The organism is Bradyrhizobium ingae (assembly GCF_055791185.1).
In genome coordinates this window covers 41,229-58,567 of record NZ_JBVUBB010000003.1, presented here as the reverse complement: position 1 = coordinate 58,567, position 17,339 = coordinate 41,229, and the positions used below count along the sequence as shown (strand labels likewise).

Here is a 17,339-nt window from a genome sequence, read left to right as displayed (position 1 = left end):
TCTGGTTGAGAACGAAAAATGACGGGGATTCACGAGCCTTGGGACGAAACGCGCGGCGCTGAGATCATCGCCGAACATGCCGGACAGGAGGGCGCGACGCTGGTCATCCTCCATGCCCTGCAAGAGGCCTTCGGCTACGTCCCGGAGGCGGCGATCCCCATGGTGGCGCAAGCGCTAAATCTGTCGCGCGCCGAGGTTCATGGCGTGTTTACCTTCTACCACGATTTCCGCCACAAGCCTGCCGGCCGTCACGTCCTCAAGCTCTGCCGCGCGGAAGCCTGCCAGGCCGCCGGCGGCGATGCGCTGGCCGCACGCGCTGAGGCGAAGCTCGGCGTCTCCCTGGGGCACACCACGGCGGACGACCGCGTGACGCTGGAGCCGATCTACTGCCTGGGCCTCTGTGCGACTGCCCCGTCCGCAATGCTCGATGGCCGCCTCATTGGCCGGCTCGATGAGAAGCGCCTCGATGCGCTGGTCGCGGAGGCGCAGCAATGAAAATGCGGATCTTCGTTCCCCGCGATGCGGCTGCCGTCGCTGTCGGTGCCGATGACGTGGCCGTGGCGCTGGAGCAGATCGCCGAGAAGCGCGGCCTGGCAGTCGAGATCGTCAGGACCGGCTCGCGCGGGCTGTGTTGGCTGGAGCCAATGGTCGAGGTGGCGACCCCTGGGGGGCGTGTCGCGTACGGCCCGGTCACCCCGGCAGATGTCCCCTCCGTGTTCGACTCCTTGGCGAACAACGAACCGCATCCCCTGCGGCTCGGCGTCGCGGAGGAGATTCCCTGGCTGAAGCGCCAGACCCGTCTCACCTTCGCCCGCTGCGGCGTGATCGATCCGCGCTCGCTTTTGGATTATCGCGCCCACGGAGGCTACAAGGGCCTCGAGCGCGCGCTGTCGCTCGGCTCAGACGCGATCCTGGCTGAGGTGACAGCATCAGGCCTGCGCGGCCGTGGCGGCGCAGGTTTCCCGACCGGCATCAAATGGAAGACGGTCGCCCAGGCGAAAGCCGATCGTAAATTCATCGTCTGCAATGCAGACGAAGGCGACAGCGGCACGTTCGCCGACCGCATGATCATGGAGGGCGATCCCTTCCTGGTCATCGAGGGCATGACCATCGCGGCGATCACTGTCGGCGCGACCAAAGGCTACATCTACATCCGCAGCGAATATCCGCACGCCGTCGAGGCGATGAACGCGGCGATTGCAGCGGCCAAGCGCGGCGGCTATCTCGGCACGAACATAGGCGGTTCCACGCAAAGCTTCGATCTCGAGGTACGGGTCGGCGCCGGCGCCTATGTCTGCGGGGAAGAGACTTCGCTGCTGGAAAGCCTCGAAGGCCGTCGCGGCATCGTGCGCGCAAAGCCGCCGCTGCCGGCCCATCACGGCCTGTTCGGCAAGCCGACCGTCATCAACAATGTGCTGTCGTTCGCAGCCGTTCCTTTCATCCTTTCCGAGGGCGCCCAGGCCTATGCGGATTTCGGCATGGGCCGCTCGCGCGGCACGATGCCGATCCAGCTCGCCGGCAACATCCGCCATGGCGGTCTGTTCGAAACCGCGTTCGGCGTGACGCTCGGCGAGCTCGTCGACGACATCGGTGGCGGCACGCTCACTGGCCGTCCCGTGCGCGCCGTGCAGGTCGGCGGTCCGCTCGGCGCCTATTTCCCGCGCGCGCTGTTCGACACGCCGTTCGACTATGAAGCCTTTGCGGCACGCGACGGCCTGATAGGCCATGGCGGCATCGTCGTCTTCGACGACAGCGTCGATATGCGCAAGCAGGCGCGCTTCGCGATGGAATTCTGCGCCATCGAATCCTGCGGCAAGTGCACGCCCTGCCGGATCGGCTCGACCCGCGGGGTCGAGACCATCGAGAAGATCATGCGCGGCGAGCGCGTGAGCGAAAACCTCGCCCTCGTCGAGGATCTCTGCAACACCATGAAGTTCGGCTCGCTCTGCGCGCTCGGCGGCTTCACGCCCTACCCCGTGCTGAGTGCCCTGAAACATTTCCGGGAAGATTTTGGCCCGGCACCGGCCACGCTTCAGGCCGCGGAATAGGAGAACAACGATGTCTCTGATCGAAGAAATCGACTTCGGCACGCCGCGCTCGAAATCGGAAACGATGGTCACGCTGACCATCGACGGCAAGGAGGTCTCGGTGCCCGAGGGCACCTCGATCATGCGTGCCGCGATGGACGCGGGCCACCAGATCCCAAAACTCTGTGCGACCGACATGGTCGACGCGTTCGGCTCCTGCCGCCTCTGCCTGGTCGAGATCGAGGGCCGCGCGGGCACGCCGGCTTCCTGCACCACGCCCGCGATGAACGGCCTCGTCGTGCACACCCAGACCGAGCGGCTCAAGAAGCTGCGCAAGGGCGTGATGGAGCTCTACATCTCCGACCATCCGCTCGACTGCCTCACCTGCGGCGCGAACGGCGATTGCGAGTTGCAGGACATGGCCGGCGCCGTCGGCCTGCGCGACGTGCGCTATGGCTATGAGGGCGAGAACCATGTCTTCGCAAAATCCGGCGCTGAGGTGAACCCCGCCTGGATGCCGAAGGACGAATCCAATCCCTATTTCACCTACGATCCCTCCAAGTGCATCGTCTGCTCGCGCTGCGTCCGCGCCTGCGAGGAGGTGCAAGGCACCTTCGCGCTGACCATCTCCGGCCGCGGCTTCGACAGCCGTGTCTCGCCCGGCATGAGCGAGAGTTTCCTGGGCTCCGAATGCGTCTCCTGCGGCGCCTGCGTGCAGGCCTGCCCGACCGCGACGCTGACGGAAAAATCGGTGATCGAGATCGGCCAGCCCGAGCACTCCGTGGTCACCACCTGCGCCTATTGCGGCGTCGGCTGCGCCTTCAAGGCGGAGATGCGCGGCGAGGAAGTCGTGCGCATGGTGCCGTACAAGGATGGCAAGGCCAATCGCGGCCATTCCTGCGTCAAGGGCCGTTTCGCCTGGGGCTACACCAACCACAAGGAACGCATTCTCAACCCGATGATCCGCGAGCGGATCGAGGATCCCTGGCGCGAGGTGTCCTGGGATGAAGCGTTCTCCTTCGCCGCCACGAAGATGCGCGGCATCCAGCAGAAACACGGCCGCGACGCCATCGGCGGCATTACCTCGTCACGCTGCACCAATGAAGAGACCTATCTGGTGCAGAAGCTGATCCGCGCCGGCTTCGGCAACAACAACGTCGATACCTGCGCCCGCGTCTGCCACTCGCCGACCGGCTATGGCCTCGCCACCACCTTCGGCACCTCCGCCGGCACGCAGGATTTCGACTCGGTCGAAGATACCGATGTCGTCGTCGTCATCGGCGCCAACCCGGCCTCCGCTCACCCCGTGTTCGCTTCACGCCTGAAGAAGCGGCTGCGCCAGGGGGCCAAGCTGATCGTGATCGATCCGCGCCGCACCGAGATGGTGGAATCCCCGCATGTGAAGGCGCTGCACCTGCCGCTGATGCCCGGCACCAACGTCGCGGTCATGACCGCGCTGGCGCATGTCATCGTCACCGAGGGCCTCGTCGACGAAGCCTTCGTGCGCGAGCGCTGCGACTGGAGCGAGTTCGAGGAATGGGCGGCGTTCGTCGCGCAGCCCAACAACAGCCCGGAGGCCACTGCGATCCTCACCGGCGTCAATCCGAAGGATCTGCGCGAAGCGGCCCGCATCTATGCCACCGGCGGCAACGGCGCGATCTATTACGGCCTCGGCGTCACCGAGCACAGCCAGGGTTCGACCACGGTGATCGCGATCGCCAACCTCGCGATGGCGACCGGCAATATCGGCCGTCCCGGCGTCGGCGTGAATCCGCTGCGCGGCCAGAACAACGTGCAGGGCTCCTGCGACATGGGTTCGTTCCCGCACGAGCTGCCCGGCTACCGCCACATCGCGGGCGATGCCGTGCGCGAACAATTCGAGGCGCTGTGGAACGTCAAGCTCAATCCGGAGCCGGGCCTGCGTATTCCCAACATGTTCGATGCCGCGGTCGAAGGCACGTTCATGGGGATCTACGTGCAGGGCGAGGACATCCTGCAGTCTGATCCGAACACCTCGCACGTGGTGGCTGCGCTCTCGGCGATGGAGTGCGTCATCGTCCACGACCTCTTCCTCAACGAGACCGCCAACTACGCCCACGTCTTCCTGCCCGGCTCGAGCTTCCTCGAGAAGGACGGCACCTTCACCAACGCCGAGCGTCGCATCCAGCGCGTGCGCAAGGTGATGTCGCCGAAGAACGGCCTTGCCGACTGGGAGGTCACGATCGGCCTTGCCAAGGCGATGGGCTTCGAAATGAACTATAGCCACCCCTCCGAGATCATGGACGAGATCGCGGCGCTGACGCCGACCTTCGCCGGCGTCTCCTACGCCAAGCTGGACGAGCTCGGCTCGGTGCAGTGGCCCTGCAACGAAAAGGCGCCCGAGGGCACGCCGGTGATGCATATCGACGGCTTCGTTCGCGGCAAGGGCAAGTTCGTCGTCACCGAATATGTCGCGACCGACGAGCGCACCGGCCCGCGCTATCCGCTGCTGCTGACCACCGGCCGCATCCTCAGCCAGTACAATGTCGGCGCGCAGACCCGGCGCACCGAGAATGTCGTCTGGCACGCCGAGGACCGGCTGGAGATCCATCCGCACGATGCCGAGCAGCGCGGCGTGCGCGACGGTGACTGGGTGCGGCTGAAGAGCCGTGCCGGTGAGACCACGCTGCGCGCGGAGATCACCGACCGCGTCGCACCGGGCGTGGTCTACACCACCTTCCATCATCCGGACACGCAGGCCAACGTCATCACGACCGACTATTCGGACTGGGCCACCAACTGCCCCGAATACAAGGTCACTGCGGTCCAGGTCTCGCCGTCCAACGGCCCGTCCGACTGGCAGAAGGCCTATGACGCGCAGGCACGGCATTCGCGTCGCATCGCGCCCGCGGAAGCCGCGGAGTAGACCCATGCACGTCGCGGTCCAGGCAATAGATCGGGATATCTGGCGCGACGGCGCGACCTCCGGCGGGACGCGCCTGATCCCGGAGGAAACGCCGCTCGCGCTGACCTATAATGGCGGCACCTATGCCGTCATGATGGGAACACCGCAGAATCTCGAGGACTTCGCCGTCGGCTTCAGCCTGAGCGAAGGCATCGTCAAATCCGCCGACGACATCCAGTCGCTCGAGGTTGTTCGCCTCGATGACGGCATCGAGCTCCGGATGTGGCTGGCCTCGGAAGATGCCGGACGCATGAGCGAGCGGCGGCGCCACATCGCCGGCCCCACCGGCTGCGGCATCTGCGGCATCGAGTCGATTGCGGAGGCCGTGCGGCCCGCTGCGGTCGTGCCCCAGGGACAGACCTTCACGCCCGAGCAGATCATGACGGCGATGCAGGGGATCGCTCCGCTGCAAGCGATCAACATGCAGACCCGGGCTGTGCATGCCGCCGCGTTCTGGTCCCCTGCCCGCGGCACCGTCGCGCTGCGCGAGGATGTCGGCCGCCATAACGCGCTCGACAAGCTTGCCGGCGCGCTGGCACGCAGCCGCACGGATGCCAGCGGCGGCATGGTGCTACTGACCAGCCGCGTCTCGGTGGAGATGGTGCAAAAGACCGCCTCGATCGGCGCGCCGGTAATGGTCGCGGTTTCCGCGCCCACCGCGCTCGCCGTGCGCACCGCGGAAGCCGCCGGCATCACGCTGGTCGCCATCGCCCGGCAGGACGGGTTTGAAGTGTTCACGCATGGCGGCCGCGTGGCCTGCCGTGCCACGGAGGTTGCCGATGTCGCCTGACCGCTTGATCTACATGGCCAACCAGATCGGCAAATTCTTCCAGAGCCAGGGCCACGACAAGGCCGTTCCGGGCATTGCCGAGCACATCAAGAAGTTCTGGGATCCCCGGATGAAGCGGGCGATCTTCGCGCATCTCGACGCCGGCGGCGCCGGGCTGGAGCCTGATGTCCGCGACGCCATCGCATCGCTGAAACAGGCTACTGCCCTTCCAACAGCGCCCTGAACACACGCCGCACGTCGCTCTGCGTCTCCTTCACGCGGGCTTCGAGCGATGAGAAATCCGGCGTGTCTCCTGCCCGCGCCATCACCCGCTGAAGGTCGACACCGGCGGTCTCCGGCTTGAAGCGGTCGCTGACGCAAAGGCGCAGGATCTGGGTCAGATCGTGGTAGAGCCGCGCTGCCGCGCGCAGGATCTCGGTCTCCGAGTGCGCCATCACGCCGAGCCTTGCGGCATTCTCCAGCACCTGCATGGTCGAGACATCGAGGATGTCAGGCTTGTCATGCGCGTGGACGAGCTGGAGATATTGCGCGATGAAATCGATATCGACCATGCCGCCGGCGGCATATTTGAGATCCCAATAGTCGGTCTCGCCCTTCTCCTGCGCGATTGCGCGGCGCATGTCGGCGACGTCGTTGGCAATGGTGACGGGATCGCGCCGCCGCGTCAGCACCTCGCGGATGACCGTCTCGATCCGCTCGCGGAACACCGGCGAAGCGGACACGACGCGGGCGCGCGTCAGCGCCATGTGCTCCCAGGTCCAGGCCTCCTGCGCCTGGTAGTCGGCGAAGGAGGCGATGCTGGAGGCCACCGGGCCGGCACGTCCGGAGGGCCGCAGCCGCATGTCGATGTCGTAGAGCACGCCGTAATTGGTCCGCGTCGTGAAGGCGCTGATCAGGCGCTGGGTGAAGCGCGCGAAATAATGCGCGCCCTGGAGCGACTTCGGTCCGTCTGAGTCCGGATCGTCGGCATCGAAATCGTAGAGCAGGATCAGGTCGAGATCGGACGACGCCGTCATCTCGCGACTGCCGAGCCGCCCCATGGCGACGATCGCGGTCTCCTGTCCCTTGATGCGGCCATGCTGGGCTGCGAAGCGATCTGCGACCAGTCCATGCACGGTGTGCACGATGCCTTCCGCGACGTCCGCGAAGGCGGTGCTCGCCTGTTGCGCGGAAACCGTCCCCGAGAGAATGCGCGTGCCGATCAGGAACAGGCTCTCCTGGCCGAACAGGCGCAGCCGGTCGAGGAACTCCTCATAGGAATCCGCATCTCGCACCGTGGCCGCAAGCCGTGCCGACAACTCCCGCTGATCCGGCATGGCACCGAAGAAGCGCGGATCGATCAGGCCGTCCATCAATTGCGGTTGGCGCGCCAGCATCTCGCCGAGCCGGGGCGCCGCGCCGAGCACCAGCGCCACCAGTGCAACCAGATCGCGGTTCTGGCTGAGTAGCGTGATCAGACGGCCGCCGCGCTGCAAGGCTTGCAGGAAGTGATCGAACGCCGCGACCGCGCGGTCCGGCTCCTCGGCATGCGCAAGGCCATCGATCAGAGCCGGCACGAATTCGACGAAGGCGCCCCGCGTCGCCTCGTTACGGAACACACGGTAATCGCCGGTGATCCAGTCGCGCACCGTCTGTGCGACGGCGGCGGGCTTCTTGAAGCCGAGCGTCAACAGCTGCTGCAACAGGCGCGCATCATCGGGACCTGCGCCGTAATCGATGGCTGGCAGCTTTGCCGTGCCGGTCGGATCACCCTCGAACAATTTTTCGTAGTGCCCCTGGACGACCCCGAGCTGATGCAAGAGATCGCGCGCGAAGGCCTCGCGGCTTTCATAGCCGAAGAACCACGCCAGGCGTTCCACGCCCTCCTTGTCGTCCGGCAAGGCATGGGTCTGCTCATCGGCAATCATCTGGAGGCGGTGCTCGACCCGGCGCAGGAAGTGGTAGGCCGCGGTGAGTTCATCACGCGCCTGAATAGTGATCCAGTTGCTGCTTGCGAGCACGTCGAGAGCGGCCAGCGTCGGCCGCACCCGCAGTTCCGGATGACGGCCTCCGGCGATCAATTGCTGGGTCTGGGCGAAGAACTCGATCTCGCGAATGCCGCCGCGCCCGACCTTGACGTTATGGCCTTCGACCGCGACCTCACTCTGGCCGCGATAGGTCTGCATCTGCCGCTTCATATCGTGGACATCGGCAAGCGCGGCGAAGTCGAGATGCTTGCGCCAGACGAACGGCGCGATGTCGGCAAGCAGCGCGTCGCCTGCTTTCGGGTCGCCGGCGCAGGCACGGGCCTTGATCATGGCGGCACGCTCCCAGGTGCGCCCTTCCCGCTCGTAGTAGTGCAGCGCGGCGTCGCGCGAGATCGCAACTTGCGTCGACGACGGATCGGGACGCAGCCGCAGATCGACGCGGAACACATAGCCGTCATAGGTGCGCTGTTGCAGCAGGCGCGCGAGCCCTTGCGTCATGCGCACGAAGAAGGGCTGCGGCTCGATGTCGGGCGCAAGCGTCGTCGCGTCGGGATCGAAGAACACGATCAGGTCGATGTCGCTGGAATAGTTCAGCTCGCCCGCGCCCATCTTGCCCATCGCCAGCACGATCAGGCCGCAGCCGTCTTCCGGAGCTTCCGGATTGGCCGGCAGCAGCTTGCCGCGTGCGACGTCCTGCCGCAGCAGGAACCGGAGCGCGGTCCGGACCGAGGATACCGCGACGTCGGTCAATGCCGCCGTCACCCGCATCACCGGCCAGACGCCGCCGATGTCGCAAAGCGCGATCAAGAGCGCCGCCTCCGATTTCATGCGGCGAAGCAGCCGCATCACCTCGGCTTCGTCTGACGCGGCGAGCACGGCGCGCCCGGCGGCGTCGATCAGCGCAGCCAGATGCGTATCGGGATCGCAGGCGAGCAGCCGGATCAGTCGCGCCGGATCGCTGCGGATCAGGTCGAACAGATAGGGCGAAAATTCCGCGATCCCGGCCAGGATCGGACGAACGAAGGGACGGTCATGCAGCGCCGCAATCGCAGCCGCCTGCTGCGGCTCGAGCTCGGCGAGCCAGTCACGAAGACGCTGTTCGGCGGTGGCGGAAGCGGCAACATGGGGGCCTTCCGCGAAGCGCGCGGCCAGACCGCTACCATGCTTGTCCGCGTTTCCCGGCGCGGAAAGATTCATGCCACCTTCTGTGGCACATCCGGTATTGGAGGAGCAACCCTGTCGCCAGCCCCGGTGCGGGCGGGCAGGACCAGCGTGGCGACGAGGCCCGGATGGGCATCGCCCAACTTCAACTCACCGCCATGCAGTGTTGCAACCGCGGCAGCGAGGCTGAGGCCCAGGCCCGAGCCCGGCAGCGTCCGGCTCGCCTCCAGCCGCACGAAACGTTCCACGGCATGCTTGCGATCACCTTCCGGGATTCCAGGGCCGCGATCGGTGACGCTGAGCAGAACGTGATCGCCTTCGCGCCTGGCCTCGATGAGGATCTGGCGACTATCCATGCTGACAACGGTTCCCGCGGACTGCGCGGCCGGCTTGCCGTACTTGATCGCGTTCTCGACGAGATTGGCGAGCGCCTGGCTGATCAGCTCGCGGTTGCCATGAACCGGCGTCGGCTCGGCCTTCACCTTCAACGTCATGCCGTCGTCCTCGGCGAGCGGCTCGTAGAGCTCGTGGATGCCGCTGGCGACGTCGGAGGCGTCGAAATCGTCCATGTTGCCGCGGGCCTGGCCGGACTCGGCGCGGGCGATCATCAACAGCGCGTTGAAGGTGCGGATCAGCCCGTCGGATTCCTCGATGGTCCGCTCCAACGCCGCACGATAGTCGGCCTCGCAGCCGGACTTGGCCAGCGCCTCCTCGGCGCGGTTGCGCAGGCGCGTCAGCGGCGTCTTGAGATCATGGGCGATATTGTCGGAGACCTCCTTCAAGCCCACCATCAGCGCCTCGATGCGCTCCAGCATGGCGTTGAGATTTTCCGCGAGCCGGTCGAGCTCGTCGCCGCTGCGCCCCACCGGCAGGCGCTCGCTGAGATCGCCGGTCATGATGCGATGCGCCGTGCCGCTCATCGCGTCGATGCGCGTGAGCACGCGGCGCGCGACGAAGATGCCGCCGCCTAGGCCGAGCACGACGACGATCAGGATCGACCATTGCGCGGCCTTGGCGACGATGCCGAACAGGCGCCGCCGCTCGGCGAGGTCGCGGCCGATCAGCAGGCGGAAGCCGTTGTCGAGCTCTGTGACGCGCACCAGCGCGCGATGGTCGCGTTCGTCCGCGTCCTCGATCCGCCGGTAGGCGGTCTCCGACCAGCCGCGCGTCGCCATCACGCCCGGCGCCAGCGAGCCGACATTGCCGGCGATCGCCTGCCCGGTCGGCGAGGTCACGAGGTAGAGATTGGCGCCCGGCCGCAACGCCCGATACTCGATCGTGCGCACGAGGCCGAACAGGCCGCGGCGGCCGTAGATCTCGTTGATCTCCGAGGTCTCGGCATTGACCGTCTGGGTGATTTCCTCGGTGATCAGCCGCCGCGTGTTCCAGGCGAAATAGCCGAGCAGCGACGCCGCGAATATCGCGAACAAAAACAGATAGACCAGCGTCAGCCGGAACGCGGTCGTTCGTATCAGCTTACCGAATGCCGTCACGGATCATGTACCCGGCGCCGCGGATCGTGTGCAGCAGCGGCCGATCGAAGCCCTTGTCGATCTTGGAGCGCAGCCGCGAAATGTGCACGTCGATCACGTTGGTTTGCGGATCGAAATGATAGTCCCAGACGTTTTCCAGCAGCATGGTGCGCGTCACCACCTGCCCTGCATGCTTCATGAGATATTCGAGCAGCCGGAACTCGCGCGGCTGGAGCGTCAGCTCGTCCTTGCCGCGGGCGACACGGTGGGAGAGCCGGTCGAGCTCGAGATCGCCGACGCGATAAACCGTATCCTCGGCGGGACCACCGCGGCGCCGCGACAGCACCTCGACCCGCGCGAGCAGCTCGGCGAATGAGTACGGTTTCGGCAGGTAGTCATCGCCGCCGGCACGCAGGCCCTTGATGCGGTCGTCGACCTGCCCGAGCGCGGAGAGAATCAGCACCGGCGTCGCAGCGCCTTTTTCGCGCAAAGCACCGATCAGCGACAGGCCATCGCGCTTGGGCAGCATGCGGTCGACCACCAGCACGTCGTAATCGCCGGTCTCGGCCATGGCGAGGCCTTCCTCGCCGTCAGAGGCGTGGTCGGCGATGTGACCGACTTCACGAAACGCCTTGACGAGATAATCGGCGGATTCGCGGTCGTCTTCGATGATGAGGAGGCGCATCGTGCGGTCGGCAGCGGTCAAGGAGGTCAGCCCTTCTGTCAACATGGCGCGGTCGGCAATCGCATGCAAGCGGAGTGGAAGATTCTCGAACCGGGAAAAGAGCGGGCGGTGAAGCTGGGGGACCTCACCGCCCTTAGGCCCTTCCGACGGAGGGGGGCGTATTCCACCGGAAGGTAGGATGGGAAAGCGGTATTGCTCCGCTCCCCGGAAGGGAGCCCGCGGCGGGGGCGACTAATGCCGGCGGCTCCCTTCATCTCTTAAAGACCTCCTGATCCTCAGCCCTTGGCGAGGGGGACTGCCACGAAGCGCGACTGGCCGCCGCTCTTCACGCGCATCAGGACGCTGTTCTTGTTGTCGGTGCGCGCCGTATTGATGGCGTCACGCACGTCGCCGGCGGTGCTCACGCTCTTGCCGGCGACCTCGAGAATCACGTCGCCTTCCTTGAAGCCGCGCTCGGCCGCGGCGCTCTTCGGATCGACCTCGGTGACCACGACGCCGTCCTTGCCGGCGCCAGCCACGGAGTTCGCGGGCGCAACCGTCATGCCGAGCTTCGGCACGTCGGTGCCCTTGCTCGGCGCCTTGCTGTTGTCGTTGTCGGTGTCGGCCTTGGCCTCGACCGTGTTCGGCAACTGACCGAGGGTGAGGTTCACGACCTTGTCCTGGCCCTTGTGCAGCACGTTGAGCTTCACGGTCGCACCGGGCGCCATGCCGCCGATGGTGCGGGCGAGCTCACGGGCATCCTTGACGGACTCGCCGTTGACCGAGGTGATCACGTCGCCGGACTCGATGCCGGCCTTCGCGGCCGGACCGTTGGCCTGCGGCTCTGCCACCAGCGCGCCTTCGGCTTTCTTCATGCCGAGGCTGTCGGCGATGTCGGAGGTCACGGGCTGGATCTGCACGCCGATCCAGCCGCGGCTGACCGAGCCCTTGTCCTTGAGCTGGGCCACCACGCTCTTCACGGTCGCTGCCGGAATCGAGAACGCGATGCCGACGCTGCCGCCGGAGGGCGAATAGATCGCGGTGTTGACGCCCATCACCTCGCCGTCGGTGTTGAAGGCCGGACCGCCGGAATTGCCCTTGTTCACGGGCGCGTCGATCTGGATGAAATCGTCATACGGACCGTTGCCGATGTCGCGGCCGCTGGCCGAGACGATGCCGGCGGTCACTGTGCCGCCGAGGCCGAAGGGATTGCCGACCGCGAGCACCCAGTCGCCGATCCGCGGCTTGCCGTCGGACAGCTTGGCGAAGGAGAAGTTCGAACCGCCCTCGACCTTGATCAATGCGAGATCGGTCCGCTGGTCGGTACCGATCACCTTGGCGCTGTAGGTCTTGCCGTCGTCGGTCGTCACCTCGACCTTGTCGGCGCCGTCCACCACGTGGTTGTTGGTCACGGCAAAGCCGTCGGCCGAGATGAAGAAGCCCGAGCCCTGGCCGGTGACGGCACGCCCGCCGCCGCGCGGTCCGCGCATGCCCGGAATCCCGTCCGGCCCGCCGAAGCGGCGGAAGAAGCGCTCCATCGGCGAGCCCGGCTGGAACGGCGAATCGTCACCGTCATCGTTGCTCGCGGTCTTCTCCTTGATGTTCACCTTCACCGAGATCACCGAGGGCTTCACCCGCTCGACGATGTCGGCAAATCCGATCGGACGTTCGACCTTCTTGACCTCGTTGTTGACCTGCGCATGCGCCGGGCTCGAGAAAAGGTCGGACGGCGACATCGACGGGCTGAAGCCATAGACGGCAACGCCCAGGCCAGCGACCACCGAGGCCATCAGCGCGAGTTTGCGGGCAACGAGCACCGACCGGCGGGGCTGCCGGTACGACGGGAGGGACGAAAGGTCGGGACGTTCGGTCATGCAGGGATCTCCAGTGGCCTTGAATTCCTTTAGGCGCTGCTTGGACAACGCCTTACGGCATCCAAGATGGGGATCGGCGCCTTACAGCGCGCTGGCGGCGGGGTTAAACTTTTGTAATGAAGGCCGCCAACGCCTGCGGCAGTTTAACGCAGGTCAAAAATCATTATTTCGCATGAACTTAATGGAGGTTCCGCGAACGCCCCCGAGGCCTGCTTTTAGGCCCTTTCGGGAGCGCAAGCGATCAGCCCGATTTCGCCTCGTCGGACATCAATGCCGCGAGCTTCGCCTCCTCCTCGGGCGTGAGCGGCGTCGGCACATTTGCAGCGCCCTGCACGCGACGCCGGATCTGAAGCCAGAGAGCGATGCCGCCCGCGCCCAGAGCGAGCGGCGTAAGCAGCCAAAGCAGCAGAGTCTGCCTCTCGAAGCGCGGCTTCAGCAGGACGAACTCGCCATAGCGTGCGACCAGGAAATCGATCACCTGGGAATTGCTGTCGCCGGCCGCGATCCGTTCGCGCACCAACAGACGCAGGTCGCGCGCGAGCGGAGCTTCGGAGTCGTCGATCGACTGGTTCTGGCAAACCATGCAGCGCAACTCGCGCGACAATTCGCGGGCGCGCGCCTCTTTCGCCGGGTCGGCCATGATCTCGTCGGGCTGCACGGCATAGGCAGCGGGCAGCCCCAAAAATGCCAGCGCAAGGATCGCTGCGATCATCCTGCGCATCGGGTCACTCCGCCGGTTGCAAGCGCTGCTGCGCGCGCGCCGGTTTGGGCGCGCCAACCCGCAAGCGGCGGTCGGACAGCGACAGCACGCCGCCGAACGCCATCAGCACCGGCCCCCACCAGATCAGCAGCACCAGCGGCTTGTGATAGATCCGCACCGCAATGGCGCCTTCGGCGGTGACGTCACCGAGCGAGATGTAGAGCTGGCTCGCGCCGCGCGTCAGAAGCGCAGCTTCCGTGGTCGAGGAGCCGCGCGTGGTGAAACTCCGCTTCGACGGCGTCATGACGCTGAGCGCCTCGCCATCGCGGCTGACGTCGAACCGCGCGATCATCTCGCCGAAATTCGGGCCCTGTCGCTGGAACAATCCGTCGAGCTTCAGCTCGTAGCCGGCGACCTTGGCAACGTCGTCCGGTTTCATGGTGCCGATATATTCGCTGTTCCAGGTGGTTTCGCAGACGATGCCGATCAGCGCGATGCCGAGGCCGGCATGCGCGAAGGCGGTGCCCCAGACCGAACGCGGCAATCCGCGCGCACGCCGCACCGCCGTTCCGAACGGCATGCGGAACAGGCCGACGCGTTCGACGAGATCGGTCACCGAGCCGAGGATGACGAAGACCGCGAGCGCGATGGCCGGAGGCGCAAGCGCGCTGCCGCCATGCGCCCAGGCCCACACCAGCGCCAGTGCCAGCAGCGCGACGATACCGGCGGCGAGCAGTCGCTGCGCTGCGCCGAGCAGATCGCCACGCTTCCACGCCAGCATCGGGCCAAAGGGAACGGCAATCAAGAGCGGCACGAACAGCGGCCCGAAGGTGAGATTGAAGAACGGCGCACCGACCGAGATCTTCTCGCCGGTCAGGACTTCCAGCCCGAGCGGATAGAGCGTTCCGACCAAGACCGTCGCACAGGCCGTGGTGAGAAAGAGGTTGTTCAGCACCAGCGCGCCCTCGCGCGAGATCGGCGCGAACAGCCCGCCCTGCTTCAGCGAGGACACCCGTGCGGCGTAGAGGCTCAGGCTGCCGCCGATGAAGACGCAGAGGATCAGCAGGATGAAGACGCCACGCGTCGGATCGCTGGCGAAAGCATGCACGGAGGTGAGCACGCCCGAGCGCACCAGGAAGGTCCCAAGCAGCGACAGCGAGAAAGTCAGGATCGACAGCAGGATTGTCCAGACCTTCAGCGCGTTGCGCTTCTCCATCACCAGCGCCGAATGCAATAGCGCGGTGCCGGCGAGCCACGGCATCAGCGAGGCATTCTCCACCGGATCCCAGAACCACCAGCCGCCCCAGCCGAGCTCGTAATAGGCCCAGTAGGACCCCATGGCGATGCCGAGCGTCAGGAAGATCCAGGCAACGAGCGTCCACGGCCGCACCCAGCGCGCCCAGGCTGCATCGATGCGACCTTCGATCAGCGCTGCGATCGCAAACGAGAAGGAGATCGAGAAGCCGACATAACCGAGATAGAGCATCGGCGGATGCACGGCGAGACCGATGTCCTGGAGCACAGGGTTGAGGTCGCGTCCCTCGATCGGCGGATTGGCGATGCGCAGGAACGGGTTCGAAGTGATCAGGATGAAGAGGTAGAAGGCGCTCGCGACCCACGCCTGCACGGCGAGCACATGGGCGCGCAGCGACAGCGGCAGGTTGTTGCCGAAGGCGGCGACGAGTCCGCCGAACAGCGCCAGGATCGACACCCACAGCAGCATCGAGCCTTCATGGTTTCCCCACACGCCGGTGATCTTGTAGATCAGCGGCTTCATCGAGTGGGAATTCTCGTAGACGTTGGCGACGGAGAAATCCGAGGTGACGTGCAAGGTGACGAGCGCGACGAAAGACGCGCCGACGAACAGCAATTGCGCCAGCGCGGTAGAGCGGGCGACGTTCATCAACGCGGGATCGCGCAGCCGCGCGCCGATCAGCGGCACGATGGACTGGATCAGCGCGAGACCAAGCGCCAGCACCAGGGCGTAGTGTCCGGATTCAGCTATCACCGCACGGCTCCCTGCGGATTGCCTTGCGCGGTCGTTGCCGCGGGCTTGATGCTGTCAGACGTTTTGGCGCCGTAATCGTCCTTCCAGTGCCCCTGCTTCTTCAGGGCGTCCGCAACATCCTTGGGCATGTAGGTCTCGTCATGCTTGGCGAGCACGGTGTCGGCCTTGAACACGCCGCTCGCGTCTAGCGCGCCTTCGGCGACGACGCCCTGCCCTTCGCGGAACAGATCGGGCAGGATGCCTTTGTAGGCGACCGGCAGTTTGGCACCGCCGTCGGCGACTTCGAAGGTCACGGCAAGATTGTCGCCACGTTGCAGCGAGCCCGGCTGCACCAGGCCGCCGAGGCGAAAGCGCTTGCCGGGTGCGATGTGCTTCTCCGCGACCATGGTCGGGGTCGAGAAGAACACGATAGAATCGCGCAGCGCGTTCAGCACCAGTGCTGCGGCGAGCGCAAGCACGGCGAGCGATCCGCCGATAATGGTGATTCGTCGCTGCTTGCGCGTCATGGCTGGTCTCTCTCCGCCCTTCCTGCGATCGTCATCCGTCGAGCCCGAGATTCTTCAGGCCTTCATTGAGCTGGCGCAGCCGTTCGGCATCGTTGGCCACCGCCTCGCGGGCATCGCTGAGCGCGCCCTTCGCCTTGTCGCGCTCGCCCATCACGACGTAGGCGCGCACCAGGCGCAGCCAGCCGTCGACGTCGTCGCCGTTCTGCTTCAGACGATTGGCGAGACGCTCGACCATGCCGCGGATCATTGCGCCGCGATCACCTTCGCTCATATCCTTGGCTGCCGCGATCGTGTCGTCCGAGAGCGCAGGCGCGGCGCTGCCGCCGCCAACCCGCGCCAGCGAGGATTGCACCATTGGACGCCACGGCGCACTCGCCGGCGCCTTCGCAAGCAGCGCTCGCCAGATCGCAGCGGCGTCGTCCTTGCGACCGTCCTGCTCGGCTGCGACCCCGAGAAAGTAATTCGCCTTGGGGTCGTCTGCATCGAGCGCATGCGCGCGTTCGAACTCCGACTTGGCCTCAGCCGTCACCACGCCGCCAGCAGCAGCCAGAAGCGCTTCACCGAGATCGGACCTGCGCTCGGCATTCTCGCCGTTATAGGTGAGCGAATTGCGATAGGCGCGCACTGCGTCGTCGTAGCGGCCGAGCCGCTCCAGCACCGGCCCAAGCACGGCCCAGCCGCGGCCGTCGGTCGGATTCTTTTCCAGATGCTGCTCGACCTGCGTCACCATGTTCTCGAGCGACTGCGCCATGCTGGGCGCGCGATCGCGCTGCGCCAGCGGAAAGTCGTGAAGCCTGGGCGAGCCGAGCGGGATATAAACCGCGATCGCAACCAGCGGCAGGCCGATCAGTGCCAGCACGGCCGCCGCACGGCGCCATTTCAGGCTCGACCGACCGTCCGGCACGGGCTCGCTGGCGGCTGCCGACAGCAACCGTCGGCCGATCTCGATCCGCGCAGCCTCAGCCTCCGGGGCCGCGATCAGGCCAGCGCCGAGATCGCGCTCGATCTCGGCAAGCTGGTCCTTGTAGACGGCGACCTCGCTCCCTCCGCTTTGCGTGCGGCCGGCACGGCCGAGCGGCCAGAGCACAGCGAAAATCGCCGCGACCGTCATCAGCGCGAACACGAACCATAGCGTCATCGGGCAAGCTTCCGGCAGCGCGTCACCCCGCGCCTCTCAGGTGGCTTTACACCACGCTCAAGCGCGGCGGCAATTGACAATTGTCAAT

Annotated in this window: 13 protein-coding genes; 5 read left to right on the top strand and 8 right to left on the bottom strand. The window is 66.1% G+C overall.

Annotation, left to right across the window (positions count from 1 at the left end; all coding sequences use genetic code 11):
* The first annotated feature begins 18 nt into the window (after window positions 1–18).
* From ACV1FX_RS05295 to ACV1FX_RS05275, 5 genes are read left to right on the top strand one after another with little or no spacing between them, the layout of a single operon-like run.
* The gene (locus ACV1FX_RS05295; protein WP_473116499.1) at window positions 19–495 is read left to right on the top strand and encodes a formate dehydrogenase subunit gamma; all 477 of its coding nucleotides are present in this window, start codon (window positions 19–21) and stop codon (window positions 493–495) included.
* Window positions 492–2,048 (top strand): formate dehydrogenase beta subunit, encoded by a 1,557-nt coding sequence (locus ACV1FX_RS05290; protein WP_473116498.1) that lies wholly within the window; start codon window positions 492–494, stop codon window positions 2,046–2,048. The genes ACV1FX_RS05295 and ACV1FX_RS05290 overlap by 4 nt, the downstream gene beginning before the upstream one ends.
* 10 nt (window positions 2,049–2,058) lie before the next feature.
* On the top strand, window positions 2,059–4,932 hold the full coding sequence (gene fdhF, locus ACV1FX_RS05285) for a formate dehydrogenase subunit alpha (RefSeq protein ID WP_473116497.1): 2,874 nt from the start codon (window positions 2,059–2,061) through the stop codon (window positions 4,930–4,932).
* A gap of 4 nt (window positions 4,933–4,936) precedes the next feature.
* Window positions 4,937–5,761 (top strand): formate dehydrogenase accessory sulfurtransferase FdhD, encoded by an 825-nt coding sequence (gene fdhD / locus ACV1FX_RS05280; RefSeq protein ID WP_473116496.1) that lies wholly within the window; start codon window positions 4,937–4,939, stop codon window positions 5,759–5,761.
* Entirely contained in the window at window positions 5,751–5,984 is a 234-nt protein-coding gene (locus tag ACV1FX_RS05275; protein ID WP_473116495.1) for a formate dehydrogenase subunit delta, read from the top strand. The genes fdhD and ACV1FX_RS05275 overlap by 11 nt, the downstream gene beginning before the upstream one ends.
* Here the strand turns inward: ACV1FX_RS05275 and ACV1FX_RS05270 are convergent.
* The 8 genes from ACV1FX_RS05270 to ccmI form a co-directional block, all read right to left on the bottom strand.
* Complete coding sequence (locus tag ACV1FX_RS05270; protein ID WP_473116494.1) at window positions 5,959–8,925, bottom strand: bifunctional [glutamine synthetase] adenylyltransferase/[glutamine synthetase]-adenylyl-L-tyrosine phosphorylase; 2,967 nt, start codon at window positions 8,923–8,925, stop codon at window positions 5,959–5,961. The two genes, ACV1FX_RS05275 and ACV1FX_RS05270, sit on opposite strands and share 26 nt — an antisense overlap.
* The gene (locus tag ACV1FX_RS05265) at window positions 8,922–10,382 is read right to left on the bottom strand and encodes a sensor histidine kinase (RefSeq protein ID WP_473116493.1); all 1,461 of its coding nucleotides are present in this window, start codon (window positions 10,380–10,382) and stop codon (window positions 8,922–8,924) included. The genes ACV1FX_RS05270 and ACV1FX_RS05265 overlap by 4 nt, the downstream gene beginning before the upstream one ends.
* Window positions 10,366–11,046, bottom strand: a complete 681-nt coding sequence (locus ACV1FX_RS05260; RefSeq protein WP_473116830.1) for a response regulator transcription factor — start codon at window positions 11,044–11,046, stop codon at window positions 10,366–10,368. Before ACV1FX_RS05260 ends, ACV1FX_RS05265 begins: the two co-directional genes overlap by 17 nt.
* 275 nt (window positions 11,047–11,321) lie before the next feature.
* Complete coding sequence (locus tag ACV1FX_RS05255) at window positions 11,322–12,899, bottom strand: Do family serine endopeptidase (RefSeq protein ID WP_473116492.1); 1,578 nt, start codon at window positions 12,897–12,899, stop codon at window positions 11,322–11,324.
* A 241-nt stretch (window positions 12,900–13,140) separates the two neighbouring features.
* Window positions 13,141–13,620 (bottom strand): cytochrome c-type biogenesis protein, encoded by a 480-nt coding sequence (locus tag ACV1FX_RS05250; RefSeq protein WP_473116491.1) that lies wholly within the window; start codon window positions 13,618–13,620, stop codon window positions 13,141–13,143.
* Between the two features lie 4 nt (window positions 13,621–13,624).
* A complete protein-coding gene (locus tag ACV1FX_RS05245) occupies window positions 13,625–15,607 on the bottom strand; it encodes a heme lyase CcmF/NrfE family subunit (protein WP_473116490.1) in 1,983 nt (660 codons plus the stop codon).
* Window positions 15,604–16,113 (bottom strand): cytochrome c maturation protein CcmE, encoded by a 510-nt coding sequence (gene ccmE, locus ACV1FX_RS05240; protein ID WP_473116489.1) that lies wholly within the window; start codon window positions 16,111–16,113, stop codon window positions 15,604–15,606. Before ccmE ends, ACV1FX_RS05245 begins: the two co-directional genes overlap by 4 nt.
* Window positions 16,114–16,144: 31 nt before the next feature.
* Window positions 16,145–17,251 (bottom strand): c-type cytochrome biogenesis protein CcmI, encoded by a 1,107-nt coding sequence (ccmI, locus tag ACV1FX_RS05235; RefSeq protein ID WP_473116488.1) that lies wholly within the window; start codon window positions 17,249–17,251, stop codon window positions 16,145–16,147.
* Window positions 17,252–17,339 lie beyond the last annotated feature (88 nt).